Source organism: Frankia torreyi, assembly GCF_000948395.1.
GTDB lineage: Bacteria > Actinomycetota > Actinomycetes > Frankiales > Frankiaceae > Frankia > Frankia torreyi.
The window spans coordinates 1-24739 of sequence record NZ_JYFN01000085.1 but is presented as its reverse complement, the minus strand read 5'-3'; the positions used below and the strand labels follow the sequence as shown (position 1 = coordinate 24739).

Genomic DNA, 24739 nt, shown 5'->3' with positions numbered 1-24739 from the left:
AGCGGTCTGCGGTCGTTGGCGCCCGCCGACGGTCTCGCCCTGTTCGACGCCGCCGGCACCCTCCACCAGCCGCTGCTCGTCCCCGCCGCCCTCGATGTCGCCACGATCAGCCGGCGGGCGGCCACCGACGGGGTGCCCCCGCTGCTGCGCGGCCTCGTGCGCCCGGGCCGCCGGGGTGCCGCACAGGGTGCCGCGGCGTCGCGTGCGGACGCCGCTGCGCTGCGCGGCCGGCTGGCGGCGGCCCCCGACGAGCAGCGGGAGTCGATCCTGCTCGAGCACGTCCGTCAGGAGGTCGCGGCGGTGCTGGGCCACCGCGACGTCGGCACCGTCGAGGCCGAGCGGGACTTCGGCGAGCTGGGCCTGGACTCACTGACCGCCGTCGAGCTGCGCAACCGGCTGAACACCGCCACCGGCCTGCGCCTGCCCGCCACCCTCACCTTCGACCACCCGAGCGCGGCCGCGCTCGCCGCGTACCTCGCCGAGCAGCTCGCGAAAATCCTGGCCGCCGCGCCCGCCGGGGGCGGCGCGAGCACGGCGGCCGGCGGGCCGGCGGCGGGCCGGCCGACCGCCATCGGCCCCCAGGAGGGACCGCTGTCCGAGCTGTACCAGGCGCTGTGCGCCCGGGACAACTTCGCGGCCGCGGCCCAGCTCCTGGTCGTCGCCTCGGCCCTACGACCCGTCTTCGGCGCGGCCGACAGCGCGCGGCACGCCGTGCCGACGCTCCAGCTCGCCGAGGGGCCGAAGCTCACCGAGGGGCCGGAGCTCACCGAGGGGCCGGCGCGCCATCGGCTGATCTGCTTCCCGGCGATGAGCGCGATCTCCGGGCCGCACGAGTACGCCCGGCTCGGCACCCTGCTGCGCGGCGAACGGGACGTGTTCGTGCTGCCCTCGCCGGGCTACGACGAGAGCGACCACGTCCCGATCGACGAGCCCACCTACATCGAGATGCACGTGCGGGAGGTGACCAGGCTGGTCGGGGACGAGCCGTTCGTCCTCGTCGGCCGCTCGATGGGCGGGGTCGTCGCGCACGCGGTGGCGGCGGAGCTGGAGAACGCCGGAATCACCCCGTCCGGGCTGGTGCTCGTCGACAGCTACCCGCCCGAGAGCGCCACCCGCGAGGGGATGGCGGACTGGTGGCTGACCGCGATGATCACCGGGATGCTCGACCGGGTCGATCGGTACCAGATGGTCTGGAGCGACGCGAGCCTGACCACCATGGGCGCCTACGTACGGGTCTTCAACGGCTGGCAGGCGAAGCCGGTCGCCGCCCCGACGCTGCTCATCCGGGCGGCGGACCCGCTACGACGGACGATCATCGATCCGGCGGACCCGGACGGCTGGCAGGCGTACTGGACCACGCCGCACACGACGGTGGACGTGCCCGGCGAGCACTTCTCGATCCTCGAGGAGCACTCGCCGACGACGGTGGCGGCGATCCGCCAGTTCATCGACTCCCTCGCCTGACGGCGGACGGCCGGCGCGGCTACGTACTTCTACCTAGCCGCGCCGGACCATTCCCGGTTGGCTGTCCGTCGCCGTCCGGGCCAACCGTCCGGACCACGCAGTTCTTTGTTGTGCGGGACCGGAGAACAAGCAACCAGAAAGCAGCCCACCGCGTTTCCAAGCCCGGTAGGGTTGGGAAACATCAGCGACACACCGGCCGGCGCGAGCGTCGGCGGGAATAACACAGCCGATCAATCCGGGCCGGATGCTGCCCGATTACTACACGCATGTTGCGGGGCCGTTCGACGAACGACCGCGGGTGCGGGAGAGAAGAGTCGACATGGCCAGGGGAGCAGTCGTCGTCACCGGCGCCGCGGCCGGGATCGGCGAGGCAACCGTCGAGCTGTTCGCCGAACGCGGGTTCGGTGTCGTCGCCGTCGACGTGTCCGAGGAGGGCCTGGCCAAGCTCGGCACCCGCGAGGACGTGGTGACCCTCGTCGGTGACGTGGCGGACCCGGCGACGAACGACGCCATGGTCGCCCTGGCGGTCGAGCGCTTCGGCCGGCTCGACGCGGCGGTGCTCAACGCCGGTCTCGGGGGCGCGCCGCCGATCGAGGCGGCGGGCGCGGCCGAGAGCCTCGACACGATCTACGCCGTGAACGTCCGCGGGCTGGTGCTGGGGATCCGCGCGGCCGCGCCGGCGCTGCGGGCCACCGGGGGAGGGTCGATCGTCGTGACGTCGTCCGGCGCCGGGCTGCGGGGAGACCCCTACACCTGGGCCTACAACACCACGAAGGCCGCAGCGAACAACCTGGTGCGCTCCGCCGCGCTGGACTACGCCTTCGAGGGCATCCGGATCAACGCCGTCGCCCCCGGCCTCACCGAGACCCCCCGCACGGCCGGTCAGCGCGCCAACCCGGCCTTCGCCGCGGCGGTGACCCGGCGCGTCCCGCTGGGACGCTGGGCGCAGCCGGCGGAGCAGGCCGAGGTCATCTATTTCCTCGCGTCCCCGGCGGCGTCCTACATCACCGGCGCCGTCATACCGGTCGACGGCGGCCTGTCCGCCTCCAACGGAATTCTGCTGCCACCCACCTACCAGGGCGAGCCGCCGCAGTAATCCGTCTACGGACGAACAGATTTCAGATCATCTTGAAAGTCGAACTTGGAAAGGGATCGGCATGAGCATCGAGGCCAACAAGGAGATCGCGCGGCGGCTTTACGAGGAGGTGGTGAACTACGGCAAGGCGGAGCTGCTGGAGACGTTCGTCGCCGACGACGGGGACGACGCCACCCGCCAGCACGCCGGCTGGTCCATCGGCCGCGCCGGTTTCCGGGAGCATCTCGAGTGGCTGCGGTCAGCGGTCCCGGACGTGCGCACCACGGTGACCGATCTCGTCGCGGAGGACGACCGGGTGGTCGTGTACTGGCGGATCGAGGGCACCCATCAGGGCGAACTGTTCGGCGCGCCCGCGACCGGCAAGCCCATCGACGCCACCAGCATCAGCCTCATCACCTTCCGGGACGGCCAGATCGTCAACTACACCGTGCTGCCGGACCGGCTCACCATCCTGCGTCAGGTCGGCGCCATCGCCGCCGCCTGAGCGCGCCGGCCGCGACGGAGGGGACAACCGCGATGAGCGCGAAGCTGTCGGCCGCCGATCTCGCCGAGATCGGACAGACCCTGGCCCTGTTCTCGCACGTGTTCGACAACCGGCAGGCCGACGACCTCGGGCTGGTGTTCGCCGCGGACGTCGCGGTCGAGTTCCAGCGCAGCGGCAGGTCCCTGCGCGGGCTCGCCGAGGTGGCGGAGTTCCAGCGCGGGCTGCCACCCGACGCCGCCGACCATCAGACCGTGAGCACCGTGGTCCTGGCCGACCCGGACGGCACGGTGCGGGCGGTGAGCCGCTACCTCGCCGTGCTCGCCGACGGTTCGGTGACCAACGGCGAGTACCGGGACGTCCTGGTGCGGACCGACGGCGGGTGGCGAATCGCTGCCCGGCAGATCGTGCCCCGCTACCCCCTGGCCGCCAGCTCGCCGGACGCCCCACGGCCGGTCGTCCAGCAGCCGCTTCCCGAGCAGTGGCGGGCATCGGCCGACCGGCTGCCGAACCTCACGCCTTGACCGGGCCCGGCCCGGCCGGCCACCGGCCGGGCCGTCGGGCCGGGCAGGCCGTCGGGCCGGGCAGGCCGGTCAGGCCGGTCAGGCCGGTCAGGCGGTCGGGGCGCCGCTCGGGGTGAGGTTGAGCAACTCGCACAGGTCGCGCAGCTCGTCACCGTACAGCCGGGCCGGGTCGTTCACCTGCGGCCGCAGGTGGCCGTACACCTCCAGCGCGACGAGGCCGTGCAGGCGGCCCCAGATCCGCAGGGACAGCGCGGCGGCGTCGGGCGGGAAGTCGGGGAACGAGGTGCGCGCCATCGCGGCGAAGTCGGGCCGAAAATCCGACCATGTGTACGAGCCGGCGGCGGCCGGGGCGGGCCGGGCCGGCCCGCCGGTGGTCACCTCGGCGGTGGCCTCGGCCGCGGCCCGGGTGGCCCCGATCCCGGGCCAGGCGGCGGCGACGATCCTGATCAGGACGCCGCAGGCCCGGTGCTCGGCCGCGAGTTCGGCGCCGTCGTCGCGCACCTTGTAGCCGGGGATCGGGTCGCCATAGACGAGCTGGAACTCCGGGGAGCGACCAATCGCCCACTCCCGGTAGGTCACCCCGACGGCCTCGAGCTGGCCGGCCGGGTCGTCGGGCCGGGAGCGGCGCGCGGCCTCCAGTGCCTGGGCGAGGGAGTCGTACACGTCGACGATCAGGGCGGTGATCAGATCGTCGCGGGTGTCGTAATAGCTGTACAGCGCGCCGGCGGTCATCCCCATCTCCCGCGCGATCGCCCGCAGCGACAGGCCCGCGGCGCCCTGCTCGGCCATGTGACGAAGCGCGATCTCCTTGATGTCCCGCACGGTCTCGACCCGCAGGCGCTCCCGCCGACTCAGTTTCACTCCGTCCACTCTTGACACCTTACAATGCCCAACTACTATACGGCGCTCAGAGATCGCGTCCCGTTCAGCAATCACTCGTGGAGCAGAAACAGAACGGTGTGTAGAATTTTTGACNCCCCGCCCCGATCGCGCCCACCGCCGAGGGCCGGGCGCGACCACCCCGGGGCCTGACCCGACACCCGGGGCCTGACCCGGCGCCCGGGGGCAGAACCCGACGCCCGGGGGCAGAACCCGACGCCCGGGGGCAGAACCCGACGTCCAGCGACAGAAAGAGCCACTCCAGTGGATGCATCCGTGCCCCGACCACGGCCAGGGCTCGGGCTGACGCTCGCACTCCTGGCGTTCGCCCAATTCATGATCGCTATTGACTACAACATCGTCTATGTCGCGCTGCCGGACATCGGCCGGGAGCTCGATTTCAGTTCCCAGTCCCTGCAGTGGGTCGTCAGCGCCTACGCGGTGACGTTCGGAGGGCTGCTGCTGCTGGGCGGCCGGGCGGCCGACCGGCTCGGGGCGCGGCGGGTGTTCCTCACCGCGGTGCTGCTCTACGGCCTGTCCTCGCTCGCCGGCGGCCTCGCGAGCGACCCGGGGCTGCTGATCGCCGCGCGGGCCGTGCAGGGGGTCGGCGGGGCGCTGCTGTTCCCGGCGATCCTCACGTTGATCAACACCACCTTCCAGCCGGGCGCCGAGCGCACCCGCGCGCTGGCCGCGTGGGGTGCCGCGGGTGGCGGTGGACTCGCCGCCGGCGCGCTGCTCGGCGGCGTCCTGACCAACTACCTCGGCTGGGAGTGGGTCTTCTTCGTCAACGTCCCGGTCGCGGCACTCATCGCCGCGGCGGCGCCGAGACTGCTGGCGGCGGACGGCACCCGGCCCGCGCGCACCGGGTTCGACCTTCCCGGTGGTCTGCTGGCCACCGCCGGGGTCGCCCTGGTGGTGTTCGGGTTGGTCAGCGGGCCGGACGCGGGCTGGTGGTCGGTGCGCGCGGCCGGCGCGATCGCGCTCGGCGTGGTGATCCTCGCCGGCTTCGCCGTCCTCGAGGGGCGGCTGCGCAACCCGCTGCTGCCGCCTCGGCTGCTGGGATACCGCAACCTGACCACGGCCGTGCTCGCCGTGTTCGTCTTCGCCGGCACGCTGGCCGGCGAGTACTTCCTGTTCACCACCTACCTGCAGAACGTCCTCGGCTACAGCCCGCTGAAGGCGGGGCTGGCCTTCCTCCCGCTGACGCTGATCTCCATGGCCGGCGCCGGCCCGCTGGCCACCACCAGCGTCGCCAAGCTGGGGTACGGCGCGACGATGGCCGTCGCGCTGCTGCTGTGCGGGATCGGCATCGGGCTGCTCGTCCCCGGCATGTCGGTGGGCGGCTCCTACCCGGCGCTGCTGCCCGGCATCGCGGTGTGGGGCATCGGTGGCGGCATCGCCTTCACGGTGTGCTTCTCCGCGGCCGGGCACGGGATCGCCGTCGAGGAGCAGGGCGTCGCCAACGCGGTGGCCTCCACCTCGCAACAGGTCGGCAGCGCGGTGGGGCTGGCGGCGATCGTGGCGGTGGCCAACTCCGGGCTCGACCTCGGCGCCGGCGGCGTCCCCACGCCGGACAGCGTGGTGGACGGGCTGCGGGTCGGCGGTCTGGTCTCCGCCGTCACCGCGGTAGTGATCAGCGTGGTCGTCGCCCTGCTCCTGCGCGACCGTCCGTCGGCGGCGGCCACCCAGGCGGCGCCGGAGGCATCCGGGGCGGGCGTGCCGGCGGTCGCCGGCGACGAGGACGTCCGGGCCTATTCCTGAACGGTTCGAGGACGGTTCGAGGAAGGCGGATTCGCCGGCACCGACCGGCGGTCGGGCTGGGCGGACAGTCATCCGTAACTATTCGGACCGGCGGCGGAACACCGACGGTCCTCGAACCCGGTCCTTGCGCCCGGGATCGAACCCACATAGCACGGACTGTGCGTCGGGTTGGACGTAACCACGACCGCAACCGAATCGCAGCCGATAACATCGGAAGTGGCATGAATCACAGTTTCCACCACAAAAGTGCCAGGTTTCTCTAAGATGAATTCCGTGGACGACCGGCAGCACCTTCCGACCTCGCGGACGCGCCGCCGGACATTGACTTCCATTCCGCGGGTGCCGTTCGGCCACACCTTCGTCCGACCGCCCCGTCAGATCGCCGGAACAGCAGCGCGCACCGTCCTCACCGCGCGCCGGCACATCGATCTGCTGCGGGTTTCGAGCGCTTCCTGTCCCGGCGGCGACCGGCATTCCCGCTAGGGCAGGACAGCCGAAAGACCACCATCGCCCGTCCTCACCTTGAGGTGTGATCGGCCGCCCGACCGGGCCCGGAGGATTCCGGGGCCAGTTCACGGGCCTGGCGATCCGCACGGCCCCGATGGCGGGACGCCGCAAGGGGAATCGACAATCTTGATCATGTACCGCCGCGCCCGGGCCCCCGGCGCGGCGGCTTGCCCTAACATTCTCCGATAACGCCGTCTCTGCTGCGCCGAGACGCCGTCGATCGGCCATTTCTGGTCTCTTCCCAGCCCTTTTCGTGCACACTTCGACTGCCGCCATCGGGCCAGGCCCGGAAATTCCGCACCACGCCATCCTCCATACTCCCGGAGCACACGCATGCGTCTCGCCAAACCCGTCCACCTTCTTTTCGCCGCAGCGACAGCGGCGACCCTGGTTCTCACCTCCTGCGGCTCGGACTCGGGTTCCGGCTCCGACGCGGGAGGGTCCGGGGCTGGATCGGGCAAGCCCAAGGCCGGCGGGTCGCTGACCTACGCCCTCGACGTCGAACCGACCTGCTTCGATCTCCAGGTCAATCAGCAGGGAATCACCGGTGACATCGAACGCGGGGTGGTCGACTCCCTGGTGACCGTCGACGCCAAGGGCGTATTCCATCCGTGGCTGGCGACGTCGTGGGAGGTCGCCTCGGACCTGAAGACCTACACTTTCAAGCTGCGTGAGGGGGTGACGTTCACCGACGGCACGCCGTTCGACGCGGCCGCGGTGAAGGCGAACTTCGACCGCATCGTCGACAAGAAGACGAAGTCGCAGTACGCGGCCACCCTGCTCGGCCCCTACACCGGCACCGACGTCGTCGACGCGCACACAGTGAAGGTCAACTTCTCCAAGCCCTTCGCCCCGTTCCTGCAGGGAGCGAGCACCCCCAACCTGGGCTTCTACTCCACCCGTTCGCTCAGCCGCGGCCCCGATGCGCTGTGCGCCGGCGGCAGCGCGATCGTCGGCACCGGACCGTTCGTCTTCAGTAGCTACACCAAGGGCCAGAGCGTCGTCCTGACGAAGAACCCGAAGTACAACTGGGCGCCGCAGCAGGCCGCGCACACCGGCGCGGCCTACCTGGACAAGGTGACCTTCCGCTTCCTGACCGAGGACACGGTCCGGGTCGGCGCCGTGACCAGCGGCCAGGTCGACGTGGCCACGAGCATTCCGCCGTCGGACACCAAGACGGTCGAGGCGGACAAGGGTCTGCAGATCCGCAAGGTGGAGGACGCCGGCGGCGCCTACAACGTGTACCTCAACACCGCGCACGGACCCCTGGACGACGTGCGGGTCCGCCGGGCGATCCAGCTCGGCGCCGACGTCGACCAGGCCGTGAAGACGGTGTACTTCGGCCAGTACGCCCGGGCGTGGAGCCCGCTGACCCCGGCCACCCCGTCCTACGACAAGACGCTGACCAACGCCATCGCGTTCGATCCGACGGCCGCCGGGAAGCTGCTCGACGAGGCCGGTTGGACGGGCCGCGACGGCCAGGGCTACCGGACGAAGGACGGCAAGCGGCTGACCGTGAACTGGCCGTGGAACCCGCCGCACACCCGCGAGCAGCGGGAGGTCGTCGCCCAGGCGATCCAGGCGGACCTGAAGAAGATCGGCGTGGAGGTCACCCGACCCGCCCTCGACATCGGCGCCTACGTCTCCCTGGCCCTGAACGGCAACTACGACCTGTACGACTTCTCGTGGACGCGGTTCGAGCCGGACATCCTGCGCGGGTTCTTCAACTCGGCCAGCCTGCCGGCCACCGGCGGTCAGAACGCGGCGAACCTGAAGGACCCGCAGGTGGACACCTGGACCGAGGCCGGCGCGGCCACCCTCGACCGGGCCAAGCGGGACGACCTGTACGGCAAGGTGCAGCACCGGGTGGTCGTCGACGATGCGGTCGTGCTGCCGATCTACATCCCGACGAAGCTCGTCGCCATTGCGACCGACGTGTCGGGGCTGACCGTCGACCCCAACGGCAAGCCGCTGCTCTTCGACACCTGGCGTAGCTGACAATGACGGCCACCCCGGTGAGCAGCACGCCCCGGCCGGACGGGTCCGCGGGGCCCGCCCGGGCCCGGGTCCTGCGGGGGGTGGCCGCCGCCGTCGGCCGCCGGGTGGCCGCCGCGGCGGCGGTCATGCTGGGCGCGGCGACTACGGCGTTCATCGCCCTGCACCTGCTGCCCGGCGATCCGGTGGCCATCATCCTCGGGCCGTCGACCATGGCCTCGCCCGAGGTGCGGGCCCAGATCCGGCTCGATCTGGGCCTCGACCAGCCGTTGATCATGCAGTACCTGCGTTACCTGGGCCGGCTCCTGCAAGGCGATCTCGGCGACTCCTACCAGCTCCAGCAGCCGGTGTCGGCGCTGATCGGGGACCAGTTGCGCCCGACGGTGGAGCTCGCCCTGGCCGCGATCGTCGTGGCGGTGGTCCTCGCGGTGGCCTCGGCGGTGGCCACGGCGGGCCGCCGCCCCGGCCTGCGCGCGCTGGCCAACCTCTGGGAGCTCGTCGCGGTGTCCACGCCGTCGTTCTGGCTGGGCATCCTGCTGCTCACCGCGTTCTCGTTCCGCGTCGAGCTGTTCCCGGTCGCCGGGGCCGACGGGTTCTCCGCGCTGGTTCTTCCCGCGCTGACCCTCGGCCTGCCGGTGGCCGGGATCCTCGGCCAGGTGCTGCGGGAGGGGTTGGAGACCGCGCTCGAACAGCCCTTCGCCACCACCGCGCGGGCCCGGGGCCTGAGCCAGACCGCGGTCCGGCTGCGGCACGCGCTGCGGCACGCGGCGGTGCCGCTGGTCACGCTCTCGGGCTGGCTGACCGGCACCCTGCTGGGCGGTGCGGTGCTCGTCGAGAAGGTCTTCGCCCGACCCGGCATCGGCGCGCTGACCCTGCAGGCCGTCAGCAGCCGGGACATGCCCGTCGTGATGGGCGTGGTGCTGCTGTCCGCGCTGGTGTTCGTCGTGATCTCCACCGCCGTCGACCTGCTCTACCTCGCCATCGACCCGCGGCTGCGAGCCGAGGGCGGGGGTCGGGGAGCACAACCCGACCAGAACCACGAGGAGCCGGCGCCGGAGATGAACAAGGCGGGCATGAAGGGCGCGCAGGCATGACGGCGATCGACGTCGCCGCCGGGCTCGGCCGGCGCGGCCTGACCCGCGGGCGCCGGCCACCCCGGGTCGGGCTGGTGCTCGCGGCCGGCATCCTGCTGCTGATCATCCTCATCGCGGTGGCACCGGGGCTGTTCACCGACAGGTCCCCGACGGACACCGCGTCGGTCGACGCGCTGCACGGCCCGAGCGGGGCGCACTGGTTCGGCACCGACCAGCTCGGCCGGGACGTGTTCACCCGGGTGGTCGACGGGGCCGGCCGGTCGCTGCGGCTCGGCGTGGGCGCGACCCTGCTCGGCGTGCTGGCCGGCGCGGTGCTGGGCCTGGCCGCCGCGCTCGGCGGCCGGGCCGCGGACACGGTGCTGATGCGGCTGGCCGACGTCCTGCTCGCGTTGCCGCCGCTGCTGCTGGCCCTGCTGGCGATGACGGTGCTGGGCAGCGGCGCGTGGAACCTGACCCTCGCGGTGGCGATCTCCACCGTGCCCGGCTACGCCCGGATGGTACGGGCGGAGGCGCTGGTGGTGCGCCGCTCCGGCTACGTCGAGGCGGCCGTCGGGCTGGGCCTGCGCCGCTGGCTGCTGGTCGCGCGGCACATCCTGCCGAACACCCTGGGCCCGCTGCTGGTGCTGGCGACCGTCGGCTTCGGCACCACGCTCATCGCCGCCTCCAGCCTGAGCTTCCTCGGGTTCGGCGTCGGGCCGCCGACCCCGGAGTGGGGGCTGATGCTCTCGGAGGGCCGCAACTACCTGTCCACCGCCTGGTGGATCGGGGTGTTCCCGGGCGCCGCGATCGCCGTCACGGTGATCGCCGTGAACGTCGTGGGACGCCACGCCCAGGCGCGCTACACGAGGAGGACAAGCCGATGAGCGACCCCTCCGGGGCGCCCGCTCCGGCGGCCCTCGCCCCGGTGCCGCCGGCGTCCGTCCCGCCGGTCCACTCGTCGCAGGCGCCTGGCGCGGTCATCGCGACGGACGTGCCAAGCGCGGCATCCCCGCCGACGGACGTGCCGGGGGCGGCGTCCCTGCCGACGGACGTGCCAAGCGCGGCGTCCCTGCCGACGGACGGACCGAGCACGGCGGCCCGGCCCGACGTGCCGACCGATGACCCCCTGCTGGTCGTAGAGGGGCTCAGCGTGACCTTCGACGCCCGGTCCGCGCGTCCCGTCCAGGCTGTGCGGGACGTGTCGTTCACCCTGCGCCGGGGCGAGTGCCTCGCCATCGTCGGGGAGTCCGGTTCCGGCAAGAGCGTCACCGCCCGGACGCTCGTCGGGCTGACGGGTGCCCGCGCGACGGTCAGCGCGCGGCGGCTGGGCTTCGCCGGCCGCGACCTCATCAGGTTGCGCGAGGCGTCGTGGCGGCGCGTCCGCGGCCGGCACATCGGCCTGGTGCTCCAGGACGCCCTGGTCTCCCTCGACCCGCTGCGCACCGCCGGCGCGGAGATCGCCGAGGCGCTGCGCACCCACCGGGTCGTCGACCGGGCCGGGGTCCACTCCCGCGTGCTGAGCCTGCTCACCGACGTGGGCGTGCCCGAACCGGCCCAGCGGGCGGCGCAGTACCCGCACCAGCTCTCCGGCGGCCTGCGCCAGCGCGCGCTGATCGCCTCGGCGCTCGCCGCCGGCCCGGAACTGCTGGTGGCCGACGAGCCCACCACGGCCCTCGACGTCACCGTGCAGGCGCAGGTGCTCGACCTGCTGCGCGGCCTGACCGCGGCGGGCAGGTCGGTCCTGCTGATCAGCCACGATCTCGCCGTCGTCGCCGGGCTCGCCGACCAGGTAGCGGTCATGTACGGCGGGCTGGTCGTCGAGCAGGGGCCGACCGCCGCGGTGCTGGCCGACCCGCGTCACCCGTACACGCAGGCGCTGCTCGCGGCCGTGCCCGCGATGCACGCCAAGGGCACCCGACTGTCGATCACGCCGGTCGACCGCCCGCCGGCCACCGCCGGCTGCCCGTACGCGGCCCGCTGCCCGCGCAGCGACGAGCGCTGCCGCGCCGAGCTGCCGCCGGCGGCGGGGGACGAGCCCGCCCACCGGACGCTGTGCTGGCATCCCGGTCCGCCCGCGGCCGTCACGGCCCCCGTCACGGCCCCCGTCGCCGCGGCGGTCGTACCGGTGGCCGGGACGGGGCGGCCGGGGCGGGGCGCCGACGCCGGTCCGCTCGTCGAGGTGACCGCGATCAACCAGCGGTTCCGCTCCCCCGACGGATCCTGGCGGCACGCCGTGCGGGACGTGTCGTTCGAGCTGTTCGCCGGCGAGACCCTCGGAGTGGTCGGCGAGTCCGGGTCCGGCAAGACGACCGTGGCCCGGATCGTGCTGGGGATGCAGGCCCCGGACTCCGGAACGGTGCGTTTCGCCGGCGCGCCCTGGAGCGGGCTGCGGGAACGCGAACGGCGCGCCCTGCGGCCGCGCATCCAGGCCGTCTACCAGGACCCGCTCGGATCGTTCGATCCGCGGTTCACCACCGAGAAGATCATCGGTGAGGCATTGGGCGCGGCCGGGGTACGGCGCGGGCAGCAACGCCGTGACCGGGTCGTCGACCTGCTCGAACGGGTGGGACTGGCACCCGGCCTGCGGCGGCGGCGGCCGCCGGAGCTCTCCGGTGGTCAGCGGCAGCGGGTGGCCATCGCGCGGGCCCTGGCCACGGAGCCCGAGCTGCTCGTCTGCGACGAGCCGGTCTCCGCGCTCGACGTCTCGGTCCAGGCCCAGATCCTCGACCTGCTCGCCGGGCTCCAGCACGATCTCGGAGTCGCCATGCTGTTCATCTCCCATGACCTCGGCGTCATCCACCACATCAGCGACCGACTGGTGGTGATGAAGGACGGCCTGGTCGTCGAGACCGGACCGGTCGGGCAGGTCTTCGCCCAGCCGGCGCAGGAGTACACCCGGACCCTGCTCGCCGCCGTGCCCCGGCCCGACCTCACTTGACCGGCTCACGTTCCGGCGCCGGCCGGCGGCCGCGCGCGGTCCGGCCCAAGGAACGTCGCCGCCTGCTGGCGGCACTCGAGGCGTTGGCAGCCGGTCAGGGGCGCATCGTCGAGATCCGCGGGGACCCCGGCATCGGCAAGACCCGGCTGCTCGGCGAGCTGACCCGGCAGGCGGCCCGGCGCGGCCTGCCGGTCGTCAGCGGCCGCTGCGCCGAGACCGACCAGGCGGTCCGCTTCGGGGTGTTCAGCCGGCTGCTGTCCATCCAACCGCCGCCCTCGGCGGAGGCCGACCGGTCCTCACCCGGACCGCTGCTGGCCGCCATGTTGTCGACGCCGGACGCCGAGCCGTCGACGCCGGGCACCGGGTCGTCCCGGCCGGACGCCGAGGGCGCGCTGTTCGACGCCGCCCGGCTGTTGCTGGGTCGGGCGGCCGGCGACGGGCTCGTCCTGATCGTCGACGACGTCCACTGGGCGGACGAGGCGTCCAACGCACTCATCGACCACCTCGTCCGTTGGCCGGTCGACGCCCACCTGCTGCTCGTCCTGGCCCACCGGCCGCGCCAGAGCCCGCCCCGGCTGCTCAGCTCCCTCGCCCAGGGCGAGGAACTCGGCACCGTCGACCGCATCGACATCCCACCGCTCACCCTGGACCAGGCGGCGCAGCTCACCGGCCTGGCCGCGGACGACGCCCGGCTGCGGGAGCTCCACCAGGCGAGCGAGGGCAATCCGCACTACCTGCTCGGTCTGACCGCCCTCGCTCACGGCCTCTCCCCCGGCTGGGCCGAGCTGACGTCCGACGCCGGCAGGGGGCACGACGTCAGCGATCTCGACCGGCCGCCGGGCGACCTGGTCAGCCCGGTGCTGGCCGAGCTCGCCGGACTCGACCCGGCGTGCCTGCATGTGGTCTGGGCGGCGGTGGTTCTCGACGAGGCGTTCGACGTCGACACCGCCGCCGCCGTCGCCGAGCTGGCGATCGACCCGGCCTGCACCGCCGTCGCCACGCTCGTCGCCCGGGACCTGCTGGTGGCGACCGGCGACGGGGAGGCCTACCGGCTGCGCCATCCGCTGCTGGCCCGCCTGCTCTATCCGACCGTCGACCCGGGCTGGCGGCGCGCGGCGCACCGCCGGGCGGCGCGGATCCTCGGCCTGTCCGGCGCGCCGCCGGCCGTCCTCGCGGCCCACCTCGAGCACTGTCCGCAGGACTCGGGTCTCGACGAGGTGGAGGTACTCGCCTGGGCGGCCGAGGAGAGGCTGGCCAGCGCGCCACCCGATGCCGTGCGCTGGCTGTGGCTGGCACTGCGCATCCTCGCGGGCGTCGACGGCGAGGATCCGGAGCGGGTCCAGGGCCTGCGCGGCGAGCTGTCCCTCGGCCTGGCCCGGGCGTTGGGCGCGGCCGGACAGCTCGCGGAGAGCCTGGCGCAGATCCGCCAGACCCTGCGGCTGGCCGCCACCCTCCCGGCGACGGCCCGCGCCGACCTCGCCTCCCTGTGCGCCATGCTGGCCTACTCCCTCGGGCAGCACGCGGACTCGCAGGCCATCCTCACCGACGAGATCGACGCGGCCATCGGCGAGCCGCCGGGGCAGCGCGCCCACCACCCGCCGACCGCCGCCGGCCGGCCGGTGCGCCCGCAGGCACGGCCGGCCGTCATCACCCTGCTGCTGACCCGGGGGGCGGTGGGGCTGCTCGACGGGACGCCGCCCAGCCCCGACGACCTGGGCCTGCTGCTGCGGCTCGCCCGCGAACAGCAGGATCACACCGCTGAGGTCGGCGCGCTGGCCCTACGCGGGGTCGTCGAGGCGTTCGGCGGGAACATCCCGGCGGCCGCGGCGACCGTGACCCGCTGCATCGCCATCGCCGACCGGTTGCCCGACGCCGATCTCGCCGACCATCCCGAACACCTGGCCCTGCTCGGTTGGGCGGACTCGGTGCTGGGCCGCCAGCTCGACGCCGAACGGCACTTCAGCCGCGGCGCCGCCCTCGCCCGCCGCACCGGCCGCGACGACACCCTGCCGCTGCTGCTCGGCGGGCTCGGCGCGGTCTACCACCGGGTCGGCCGGCTCGCCGACGCCCGCCAGACCGCTACCGAGGTGCAGCACCTCATCCGCAACACCCGGCGCGGCCACCACACGAACCTCGCCGACGCCATCGAGGCGCTGGCCGGGGTGTGGATCGACGGCCACGGCAGCCGGCGGGCGGCCACGCTCGCCGAGGAGGCCGCCATCGAGCGGTTCACCGCCCGGCCGACACCTCGGCGGTCCTGGTGGGGCGATGTGGCGGCCATCTGGACCGCGTACGCGGCCGAGACCGACAGCGGCGACCCGCACCGGACGATGGCGCTGATCCTCGACACCGGCGGCGGCGAGACGCTGGCGGAGCTGTCGCCCGTCCTGCGCCCGATGGCGTTCGAGGCGCTCACCGCCGCCTCCGAACGTCTCGGGGACGTCTCCGCCGCCCTGCGCTGGGCGGACGGCGCCGAACAGGCCGCCGAGGGCCTGAATCTGGGCTACCAGCGCGGGCATGCCCTCGCGGCCCGGGCGCACGCGGTGCGCCACGCCGAGCCGGCCGCGGCCGGCGCGCTCTACCAGCAGGCGGCGGACCTGTTCGCCGCTGCCGGCATGCTCTCGCTGCGCACCTACCTGCTGGTGCAGGGCGGGTTGTGCCTGGCGGCGGCGGGACGCACCAACCCGGCCGCCCGCCAGCTCGCCGTCGCCGTCGAGCTGGCCGGCCGGTGCGGGGCGCACCGGCTGGGCGCGCAGGCCCGCGCCGCCCTGCGCTCGCTGGACGAGCGGCGTTCGGCCGGCGTCGACGCGCTGGCCGACCTCACTCCCCGGGAACGCGAGATCGCCCTGGTCGCGGTCGGCGGCAAGACGAGCCGACAGATCGCCTACGACCTGCGGCTGAGCCCCCGGACGGTGGACGCGCACCTGACCCGCATCTACCGCAAGCTCGGCGTGTCCTCCCGGGTGACGCTGGTCCGCCTCGTCGACGGCAATGGCCCCCGCTGACCCGGCCCGCTGGTCCGGCCCGCTGGTCCGGTCAGCCCGTGGAGGGCAGCTCGAACCGGTCGTCGTCGCGCAGGATGGCACGCTGGATCTCCCGCAGGTGGCGGCCCGGCTCGACGCCGAGCTCCTCGGCGAGCAGCCCCCGTGCGCGCTGGTACACCCGTAGCGCGTCGGCCTGTCGCTCCGAGCGGTAGAGCGCGATCATGAGCTGGCGGTAGAAGGCCTCCCGCATCGGGTGTTCCAGGGTCAGCTCGAACAACTGGCCGACGAGTTCGCGGTGGCGACCGGCACTGAGCCCGGATTCCATCATCATCTCCAGGCACTCCAGCCGGGCCTCCTCCAGCCGGGTGGCGAAGGCGTCCACGATCGGCCCGTCGCGCAGATCGCTGAGTGCGGGACTGCGCCACAGCGCCAGCGCGGCCGTGAACTGCTCGACCGCCTGCGGGTGCCGGCCGGAGCGGGCATGGCGCCGGCCGGCCGCCACCCGCTGCTCGAACTGGTGCAGGTCGACCGCCTCCGGCTCGACGGCCAGCAGGTATCCCGGTGACCGGGTGATGATCGGGCACTGCGGGCGCCGCGGGCAGGTGAGCAGCTTACGTAGCTGGGAGACGTAGACGTGCAGCGCGGCGGTCGCCCGCCGCGGCGGATCCTCCGGCCAGATCTCGGCGACCAGCAGGTCGGCGGCGACCACCTGCCGGGCGCGGGCGAGCAGCACCGCCAGCAGCACCGTCAGTTTCGGGGCGCTCACGTGCACCTGCCGGTCGCCGTCGAGCACGCGCAGAGGTCCCAGAATCTCGTATCGCACGGCCTGCCCCACGGAAGAGTTGAGGTCGGTGACGCGCGCCGAACCCGACGGGCTGGGCGACCTGCGCTTCGGCCGCATCCGACGACCGAACGCCGCCGCGCCGCGCCCGGACTTCCAGGGCGGGCGGCGGGCACGTCACCCACCGTTTCACGCCTGCCGGGGCCTGCCTATTGGAGGAATCTCGTAGTACTCCGACTTCCTGCTCCCCCGAGACACACTCAGGTAACGGCAGCGGGAGCGGCACCGCGGCCACCGGTCACCAGCCCCGGCCACCAGCCAGCGGCCCACCGGCCACCAGCCCACCGGAAAGAGCGGGTCACCGGTACCGGACGCGGTAGGCGACCCAGGCAGGGGCGCCGGCGGCCAGCGGCAGCCAGAACGACACCAGCCGGTAGGCCAGCGTCGACACCGCGGCAGCCGCCGCCGGCACCCCGGCGAGCGCGAGGGTTCCGGTCAGGCCCGCCTCGACGAAGCCGAGACCACCGGGCGTGATGGGAATCATAGCGAGAACATTGGCGGCGACGTAAGCGAGTAGCACGAGGGAAACCCGCGGATGTTGGCCGGCCCCGGCCAGCGCCGCGAGCAGCGCGAGGTAGTCCAGCCCCCACTTACCGGCCGCGGTCAGCACGGCCCCGGGCCAGCGGCTCCCCAGCGAGCGGATCACGTCCGTGCGCCGGGCGACGAGCACGTCGGGAAGGTCCGCGGGCGCCGACCGCCGGGCCAGTCGGGCCAGCCGGGTGACCGCCCGAGCGAGCAGACGGACTGTCGCGTCCGACCGCGCGAGGATCACACCGACGATCACGAGCAGGGCGAACGCCAGCCCGCCGGTGGTGGCGATCGTGGTGAGCCCGGGCGGCGCCGGCTGGCCGAAGGCGATCACCGGCAGCACGACCAGGGGCAGCCCGAACACGATGCCCGTGGTCACCATGGAGGTCGCGGTCAGCGCGAATCCGGCGGCGGCGGGATCGCAGCCGCCCCGGTTCAGCATGCGGAACTGCACGGCGCCGCCGACCGCGATCCCGCCCGGCACGATCCGGCTGATGCTGTTCGAGACGAGCTGCGAGGTAACCGAGAGGAACCAGCTCAACCCGCTGATCGCGATCCGCTGGAGCTGCCAGACACAGGCGAAGCTGGCCGCCTCCAGCAGCACCATCGCCGGATACCACAGGGGCTGGAACGTCCGCAGCCGGGGAAACGCGGAGAACACCGCGAGGAGCTGCGGCATGAGCAGGTACAGCGCCGCGCCGGTCGCGGCGAGCGGGACGACCCTGCCGGCCACCCGGGCCCAGCCGAAGCCGCCCGGCACGACGTCGCCGGCGGAGAGCTCGGTCCCGGCCTCCGGCGGCTCCACCGGCGCGGTGGGACGTTCCGCCGAGGCATCGGGATGGTCACCTGCGGCCTCGTCCGGAACCGACGGGTGCGGTTCGTCCGGAACCGACGGGTGCGGTTCGTCCGGAACCGACGGGTGCGGTTCGTCCGCCTCGGGTCTGCCCGCCGACACGGCGGCCACCTCCCCTCGAACGCCACGCCGGCCCGTCCCCCGGAACCCGCCCAGCCCAGCCCAGCCGGTGACCATCACGCCACCAACGGCGTGACCATCTCGCAATGCCCCGTCACCTTACGCAGCCCGCCACCGGCGGCCGGCGTGGTGTTCCGCGCTACCGCGGGACACCATCCGATCCCACCCGGCCCACGGATCTAGGCTGTCCCCATGCATGCTGCCGCGACGGGGGGTAGCCGCGGCGGGCCGCGGCGCGGCGCGCTGCACGAGGCCGAGATCGTGGGCGAGGCCCTGGAGATCATCGGTGCGGACGGGGTGGAGGGCCTCACCATGCGCCGCCTCTCCGACCGCCTTGGCGTGGCGGTCGGCGCGACGTACAAGCACGTGCCGACGAAGGAACACCTCCTGCGCCTGGTCACGCTCGAGCTCTACGCCCGGGTCGGTCCGTGCGAGCCGACCGGCGCGGACTGGAGTGCCGGCATCCGGTCGTTCCTGCTGCGCTTCCGCGAGGTCGTCGGCGCCTACCCGGGGATGGCGGGCCACATCTCCGCGCACGTCGCCGACCCGATGCCACATGGGCTCTACGCGTCCCTGAACGGGACGCTGCGGGAGGTCGGTTTCACCCCGATCGGCGCGGACCGGGTGGTGCGGGTCCTGTTCTTCTACACCTCCGGGGCCATGCTAGCGCCCCTGACGCCGGACGAGCACGCGGACGCGGACGCGGAGTTCGTCGCCGGGCTCGACCTGGTGCTCGACGGCGTCCATCGGTCCCTCGAACGCGACCGCGCCGCCACCGCCTGATCCGGACCCGCCCGAGCCGGACCCGCCCGAGTCGGACCCGCCCGAGCCGAAACCAGCCGAGCCGTTATCAGCCGAGCCGCCGACGTCAGCTCACAGCCGGGTGTTCGTCGCGGGGGAACGCCTGCTGGAAGGCCTCGGCGACGCGGAGAACCAGGTCCTCGCGGCCGTGCCAGGCCGCGATCTGCAGCCCGACGGGCAGGCCGTCGACGAAGCCGCACGGCACCGTCACCGCGGGGAACCCCAGCCAGTTGAAGATCATCGTGTGGCTGCAGTACACCGGGGCGAAGCTGCCGCCCGGGAAGGTCGGGCCGTCCACGGTCCAGGCGCGCTCCCACTCCTCGACGGGCGCGGCGATCCGCTGCGCGGTGACCGACAGGATGACGTCGTAGCGCCGGAACAGGCGCTGGAAGCGTTCCCAGTTGCGCGCCCGGGACTCCGCCTGCTCGCGGTAGAGCAGCGGGTCCAGCGCCGGCAGCGGGGCCGAGTTGGTGCCGACCATGACCTCGTAGACGGACGGCTCCACCGTCCAGCGCACGGTGCCCCGCTCGGCGCGGTCCTCCCAGACCTCCGCGGTCGGGTCGACGGTGGCGCCGAGGGTGACGAGGCTGTGCGCGGCCGCCCGGGCGACATCGATGATCCGCGCGCTGTCGGCGGTGGCGTAGGTCGCGGCGAAGCCGAAGTCCTCGGTCCACGCCATCGACATCCCCTCGACACCCCGGTCGAGGGCGTCGACCGGATCGGGGGTGTCGTCCTGCAGGCACACGTAGTCCCGCCCGTCGCCGCCGCTCATCGCGCGGGTGAACAGCGCCGCGTCGCGGACGTACCGGGCCAGCGGCCCGTAGCTGGCGGTGAGCAGCATCGTCGGCTTGTCGTAGTTGACGTGCGGGATGAGCCCGCGGGAGGTGTGCAGGCCCACCACCCCGGAGTAGGCGGCCGGCAGCCGGGTCGAGCCCCCGCCGTCCGAGCCGATGGTCACCGGCAGCAGCCGGGCCGCCGCCGTCGCGGCGCCACCGGAGCTGGACCAGCCGGGAACCCGGGTGGTGTCCCACGGGCTGAGCGCCTCGGCGTCCCAGTTGAACGGGCTGAACACGCCGGGGCGGTCCCGGGCGAGCGTCAGGTCGGCGCCGGCGCCCATCATGGTGTTCGTACCGATGATGATCGCTCCGGCCCGGCGCAGGCGCTCGACGCAGATGTCGTCGAAACTCGACACCACGTCCGTGCCCGGCTGGACGTAGCGCAGCCCCTCGACGCGGATGTGCGACTTCACCGACGTCGGAATCCCGTGCAGCGGCCCGAGGGCCTCGCCGGCGGCCACCGCCCGGTCGGCGCGCCGGGCCTGCTCGCGGGCACCGGCGCGGTCGACCTGTTCGAAGGCGCGCAGGGTGGGGTTGAACTCCTCGATGCGGCCCAGGAAGTGCTCGGTGACCTCCACACAGGACACCTCGCGCTTGCCGATCAGTTCCCGGATGCGCCACGCGGGCAGCCAGGTGAGTTCCTCGCTCATGCCGATTGTCTCCTCATCGCCACGTCGGGGGTCATGTCCGTCGGCACGCCGTCGGGCACGCCGTCGGGCACGCCGGTGGGCACGCCGGTGGGCACGCCGTCGGCCCGGAATCGGGCGGTGCCCAGGTAGGCGTCGACGACGGCCGGCGTACCGCTGATCTCGGCCGGCGTGCCCGCGCCGATCAGCGCCCCGAAGTCGAGCGCGTAGACGCGGTCGCAGGTGCGCAACACCATGTCGACGTTGTGCTCGACGAGGAAGACGGCCATCCCGCGCTCGTCCGCGAGCCGGCGCAGGACCGTGCCGAGCTCGCGGGTCTGGGCATCACCGAGGCCGGCCGCCGGCTCGTCGAGCAGCAGGACGCTGTGGCCGCCAGCCACGGCACGGGCCACCGCGAGCATCCGCCGGTGGGCGTAGCCGAGATCCTGGACCGGCGTGTCGAGGAACGGCGCGAGCCCGAAGTCGGCGACCGCGGCCCAGCCGGCGGGGGTGAGCCGGCCGCGGTCCGGGACGACCAGGTTGGTGACGTAGGCGAGGCTGTCCCGGCGGTCGCAGGCACTCTGCAGGTTCTCCAGGACGGTGAGGTCCTCGAACAGTTCCAGTGACTGGAACGACCGGCCGAGCCCCGCGCGCGCCCGCCGTTCGCGGCTCCAGCCGTCGATGCGCGTCTCGCCGAGACGCNCCTCGCCGCCGGCCAGGGTGGTGAAACCGGTGATCGCGTCGATCGTCGTGCTCTTGCCGGCGCCGTTCGGCCCGATCAGGCCCACGACCTCGCCGGGGCGCACGCGCAGGCTCAGCTCGCGCAGCGCGGCGACGCCGCCGAAGCGCACCGACACCCCGCGCAGCTCCAGCGCCAACGGCGGGACGCGATGCTGCTCGCGGCCCACCGCGCGCCCCGCCCCCCCGACCTCGGACGTCGGGGATGCGGACGTCGGGGATGCGGACGTCGGAGATGCGGACGTCGGAGATGCGGACGTCGGCGAATCGGGTGCAGGGGTGGTCGCCCGCCGCGCGCGTGGCCGGAGCCCGGGCAGCTGCCGGGGAAGGCGGTCGGCCAGCAGCGCGCGCAACCGGTCGTCGGCGCGGTGGCGCAGGAACACCAGGCCGTCGGGCGCGGAGGTCAGCATGAACAGCAGCCCGACCCCGCTCGCCAGCGCCAGGTAGAGCGCCACCTTCGCGCCGAGGAACCCGAAGATCTGCTGGCCGAGGGTCCCCGGGGCGAACGAGCTACCCACCAGCGGCCCCGTGGTGGCCCCGACGCCGCCGAGGACCGCGTTCTGCAGGGCCGTCACCGACTGCAGGCCCGCGAAGGCGCCGAAGCTCGGCACGGGATCGTGGAACGCCAGCAGGATGCCGCCGAGGGCGGCGATCATCCCGCCCAGGACGAAGGCGTAGAGCTTCGCGCCGACCACGGAGATGCCGAGCGCCGCGGCGGCGCGCTCGTTGGTCCGCACCGCGATCAGCCGCCGCCCGGCGCGGGACCGGCGCAGGTTGACGATCGCCAGGGCGACGACGACGAGGACGACGAGCACGAGGCTCGCGTATCGCTTCGGGAAGGACAGCGCGTCGACCGCCAGCCCGAAAACGCGGATCCCGCCGACCTGGTAACCTTCCGTCCCGCCGGTGTAGCGGGGGTTGCCGAACACGACGGCCTCCAGCGAGATCGCCAGTCCCAGGGTGAGGATCGCGAGGTGGACCCCGCGGGTGCGCAGCCCGCCGAGGCCCACCACGATCCCGACCGGCACCACGGCGAGGACGCCGGCGAGGGCGGCGAGCCAGAACGGCCAGCCGTGGTCGGCCACCAGCCAGGCCGTCATCAGCGCCCCGACCCCGGCGAAGCCGATCTGGACGAGGGAGACCTGACCGGCGTAGCCCGTGACCACCACGAAGGACATCAGGATGATCGCGACGATCATCTGGAGACCGAACGCGTTGACCCACGCAGCGGGCAGCAGCCACCAGATGCACACGACCGACGCGAGCACCGCGACTCCCGTCGCGAGCCGGTGGGGACGGCCGGCGCCCAGCCGCGGCATCCGGCCGAAACTGTCACCCTTCCCGGCGGTCGTCCGCCCGCGGGCGAGCAGCACCACCGCGACGAGGACGAACGGGATGGCGGTCGCCAGACCGGGCGCGGTGACATACCGCGTCACCTCGGACTGCCCTATCCCGATCACCAGGCCCGCGGCGAGGGTGATCGGGAACGACGCGAACCGTCCCACCACCGCCGCGGCCAGCACCGGGATGACGAGGTAGGTGAGGTTCGCGGGCCCGAGTCCGGTGATCGGCGCGAGCAGGATCGCCGCGAGCGCGCCGAGGGCCGCGCCGACCGCCCAGTTCGCCGCCCCGATGAGATCCGGCGAGACACCCAGGGCCGCGGCCGACCGGGAGTTCTCCGCCACCGCGCTCGTCGCCACGCCGAACCTGGTGAACCGGTAGACGGCCCACAGCGCGGCGGTGAGCACCACGACGATGGCGAGGATGTAGAGGCGGTCCCGGCCGATCTGCGCCCCGAACACACTGACCGGTCTGATCGGCAGCATGGACGGGATCACCTTCGGCAGGTCCCCGTAGCGCAGCACCGCCACCGACTGCAGGACCACCAGCAGGGCGAGGGTCGCCACGATCCGGGCGAGGCCGGACGCCCCCCGCATGCGGCGCAGGATCAGCAGGTGGAACGCCGCGCCGAGCACGGCGGCGGCGAGCAGCCCGAGCACCACCGAGACGGCGTCGGGCAGGTCGGCCCCGCGGCCCTCGAAGTACACGTAGGCGCCGACCATGCCCATCGCGCCCTGGGCGAAGTTGACCACACCCGACCCGCGGTGCACCAGGACGAGTCCGACGGCGGCCAGCGCGTACAGCGCGCCGGCACCCACGCCGAGCGCGGCGAATCTGAATACCTCGGTCATCTCGATCCCCCGTGGATCACTTGGTTCGCAGGATGGGGGCGATGTCGTAGAAGTCGCCCTTGCGAACCGCCTTGCCCCCGGAGATCTCGTAGTTGATCCCGTAGTGGTTGAACACCCGGCGGAAGGACGGGTTGTCCAGCGGCTGCGAGGTCCAGGGCGGAACGACGCCCGCGAGGTCCACGCCGCGCAGGCCGTTGAGCGCGGCGGTGAGGGAGGCGGGCGTGACCTCGCCGGTGGTGCTGCGCAGCGCGGATCCGACGAGCCGCGCGGCGATCCAGGCGACGACGGCCTGCTCGGTGAGCTTGGTCTTCGAGTCGACGGCCCGCGCGTCCGCCTGCACCTGCCCGATCCCGCCGGCGGCGGTGTCATGGGAGTTGAGCTGGCTGTCGACGACGATGAGGCCGTCGGCGAGGCTGCCCAGCGAACTGAGGAGATCCTCGTTGAAGATCGCCGAGATTCCACCGATCGTGAGGGTGCGGCCACTCTGCCTCAGGGCGGTGAGCGCCTGCGCCGCTCCGCTCGGGACCAGGCTGACCGCCACGCACGTGGCGCCGGCGCCGGTCAGCTTGGCGACCGCGGGCGACAGGTCCGCGGCGTTGGCCGCGACCGGGGCTCGCGCGACCTCCTTGCCGCCCCGGGACTCGAACCCCCGCTTGATGTAGTCGATGAGGAAGTCCGAGCCGTCGAGGTAGACGATGCCGAGCTTGGTGCAGCCCGTCTTGGCCAGGCCCACCCCCAGGGAGACGTAGAGCGCGAACGAGGAGCTGACCGGGAAGGAGTTGGGGCTCGTGTCGTCACTGACCCCGACCACCGGAATGCCGGCCTTGGTCAGCGCCGTCTGGTCCTGGGCGGTGACGAAGCCCTGGATCACCCCGGCGACCTTCTCGTTGATCGCCTGCCGGGCGCAGATCTGATAGCCGCCGGACGTTCCCTTCGCGTCACAGGTCTCGATCCGCACGTTGGGAAAACCGCGGAGCACCCCGCGCGCCACCGGCACGACCTCCGGCACCTTGAAAGGAATGGTGCTGGTCAGGTCGCCGATCACCATGATCTTGGCGCTGACGTTCGACGTAATAGCCGCCGGCGCGCTCGGCGAGCCACCCCTGCCGTCACTCGACGACGATCCTCCGCATGCCGCCAGTACTAGCGCGAGACATAATCCGACGACAATCGTCGCCGTGCGTAAATTCCTGCTCCCGACCATGTGCTCCCCACGGGTCCCGAACCTTACCAGAAGAGGTGTGAGCTGTTTCATACCGGGGCTACCGATTGCTTTCTACCAGCTCGCATCCCGGTCCGCAAGTATTGGCGAAGCGTCTCGTAATCATTCCTGAATGCAGGCAGCAGAAGGCGTAACAGGGTCGGCGTCCCGATCCGCGCCGGATATTCCACGGATCGATTTCTCGGCGGCATTCGGCGCCGTCGGGTGAAGGCCGGCACGGGGGCGCGGGGGCACGGATGGCGGCCGGCGGTGAAGGCGGGGCAGGGCGGGGGCAGGCAGG

The 24739-nt window shown here is 73.2% G+C and carries 18 protein-coding genes and 1 pseudogene; 12 read left to right on the top strand and 7 right to left on the bottom strand.

The genetic code is table 11. The features are described 5' to 3' along the window. The 4 genes from FF36_RS28895 to FF36_RS28880 all read left to right on the top strand — a co-directional run. A partial coding sequence (locus tag FF36_RS28895; protein ID WP_044888374.1) for a thioesterase domain-containing protein occupies positions 1–1464 on the top strand: 1464 nt, incomplete at its 5' end. Positions 1465–1783: 319 nt separating this feature from the next. Further along, positions 1784–2560: an SDR family NAD(P)-dependent oxidoreductase gene (locus FF36_RS28890; protein WP_044888369.1), complete on the top strand. Its 777-nt coding sequence runs from the start codon at positions 1784–1786 to the stop codon at positions 2558–2560. A gap of 61 nt (positions 2561–2621) precedes the next feature. Next, complete coding sequence (locus FF36_RS28885) at positions 2622–3044, top strand: ester cyclase (protein ID WP_044888368.1); 423 nt, start codon at positions 2622–2624, stop codon at positions 3042–3044. Positions 3045–3076: 32 nt separating this feature from the next. After that, positions 3077–3565, top strand: a complete 489-nt coding sequence (locus FF36_RS28880; protein ID WP_044888367.1) for a nuclear transport factor 2 family protein — start codon at positions 3077–3079, stop codon at positions 3563–3565. An 87-nt stretch (positions 3566–3652) separates the two neighbouring features. Here the strand turns inward: FF36_RS28880 and FF36_RS28875 are convergent, their stop codons facing one another. Next, on the bottom strand, positions 3653–4435 hold the full coding sequence (locus FF36_RS28875; RefSeq protein WP_044888366.1) for a TetR/AcrR family transcriptional regulator: 783 nt from the start codon (positions 4433–4435) through the stop codon (positions 3653–3655). A gap of 273 nt (positions 4436–4708) precedes the next feature. Here FF36_RS28875 and FF36_RS28870 point away from each other — a divergent pair, with 273 nt between their 5' ends. From FF36_RS28870 to FF36_RS28845, 7 genes are all read left to right on the top strand, one after another. After that, positions 4709–6205: an MFS transporter gene (locus tag FF36_RS28870; protein WP_277912998.1), complete on the top strand. Its 1497-nt coding sequence runs from the start codon at positions 4709–4711 to the stop codon at positions 6203–6205. Between the two features lie 264 nt (positions 6206–6469). After that, the gene (locus FF36_RS41275; RefSeq protein WP_370657190.1) at positions 6470–6688 is read left to right on the top strand and encodes a putative leader peptide; all 219 of its coding nucleotides are present in this window, start codon (positions 6470–6472) and stop codon (positions 6686–6688) included. A 357-nt stretch (positions 6689–7045) separates the two neighbouring features. Further along, the gene (locus FF36_RS28865; RefSeq protein WP_044888365.1) at positions 7046–8710 is read left to right on the top strand and encodes an ABC transporter substrate-binding protein; all 1665 of its coding nucleotides are present in this window, start codon (positions 7046–7048) and stop codon (positions 8708–8710) included. A gap of 2 nt (positions 8711–8712) precedes the next feature. Next, positions 8713–9801 (top strand): ABC transporter permease, encoded by a 1089-nt coding sequence (locus FF36_RS28860; RefSeq protein WP_052681566.1) that lies wholly within the window; start codon positions 8713–8715, stop codon positions 9799–9801. Beyond that, positions 9798–10664: an ABC transporter permease gene (locus FF36_RS28855; RefSeq protein WP_044888364.1), complete on the top strand. Its 867-nt coding sequence runs from the start codon at positions 9798–9800 to the stop codon at positions 10662–10664. The genes FF36_RS28860 and FF36_RS28855 overlap by 4 nt, the downstream gene beginning before the upstream one ends. Continuing rightward, the gene (locus FF36_RS28850) at positions 10661–12718 is read left to right on the top strand and encodes a dipeptide ABC transporter ATP-binding protein (RefSeq protein WP_242422967.1); all 2058 of its coding nucleotides are present in this window, start codon (positions 10661–10663) and stop codon (positions 12716–12718) included. The genes FF36_RS28855 and FF36_RS28850 overlap by 4 nt, the downstream gene beginning before the upstream one ends. Beyond that, positions 12715–15723 carry a helix-turn-helix transcriptional regulator gene (locus FF36_RS28845; RefSeq protein WP_044888363.1) on the top strand — a complete coding sequence of 1003 codons (3009 nt, stop codon included), beginning with the start codon at positions 12715–12717 and terminating at the stop codon, positions 15721–15723. Before FF36_RS28850 ends, FF36_RS28845 begins: the two co-directional genes overlap by 4 nt. Positions 15724–15754: 31 nt before the next feature. Here FF36_RS28845 and FF36_RS28840 read toward each other — a convergent pair whose 3' ends face one another. After that, positions 15755–16525 carry an AfsR/SARP family transcriptional regulator gene (locus FF36_RS28840; protein ID WP_044888370.1) on the bottom strand — a complete coding sequence of 257 codons (771 nt, stop codon included), beginning with the start codon at positions 16523–16525 and terminating at the stop codon, positions 15755–15757. Between the two features lie 316 nt (positions 16526–16841). Beyond that, positions 16842–18026 (bottom strand): flippase-like domain-containing protein, encoded by a 1185-nt coding sequence (locus FF36_RS28835; protein WP_242422966.1) that lies wholly within the window; start codon positions 18024–18026, stop codon positions 16842–16844. A gap of 210 nt (positions 18027–18236) precedes the next feature. On the opposite strand from FF36_RS28835, the gene FF36_RS28830 reads away from it, so the two are divergent. Beyond that, positions 18237–18827: a TetR/AcrR family transcriptional regulator gene (locus FF36_RS28830; RefSeq protein WP_044888361.1), complete on the top strand. Its 591-nt coding sequence runs from the start codon at positions 18237–18239 to the stop codon at positions 18825–18827. Positions 18828–18912: 85 nt separating this feature from the next. Here FF36_RS28830 and FF36_RS28825 read toward each other — a convergent pair whose 3' ends face one another. The 4 genes and pseudogenes from FF36_RS28825 to FF36_RS28815 all read right to left on the bottom strand — a co-directional run bounded on the left by FF36_RS28825 (position 18913) and on the right by FF36_RS28815 (position 24285). Next, a complete protein-coding gene (locus tag FF36_RS28825; protein WP_044888360.1) occupies positions 18913–20331 on the bottom strand; it encodes an amidase in 1419 nt (472 codons plus the stop codon). Further along, positions 20328–21009, bottom strand: a pseudogene (locus tag FF36_RS39470) (ATP-binding cassette domain-containing protein); the annotation flags it as partial. The pseudogene FF36_RS39470 and the gene FF36_RS28825, both read right to left, overlap by 4 nt. A 1-nt stretch (position 21010) precedes the next feature. Next, the coding region (locus FF36_RS28820) for an ABC transporter permease (RefSeq protein WP_242422965.1) at positions 21011–23237 on the bottom strand (2227 nt) is incomplete at its 3' end. Positions 23238–23253: 16 nt separating this feature from the next. Then, a complete protein-coding gene (locus tag FF36_RS28815; RefSeq protein WP_044888358.1) occupies positions 23254–24285 on the bottom strand; it encodes an ABC transporter substrate-binding protein in 1032 nt (343 codons plus the stop codon). Positions 24286–24739 lie beyond the last annotated feature (454 nt).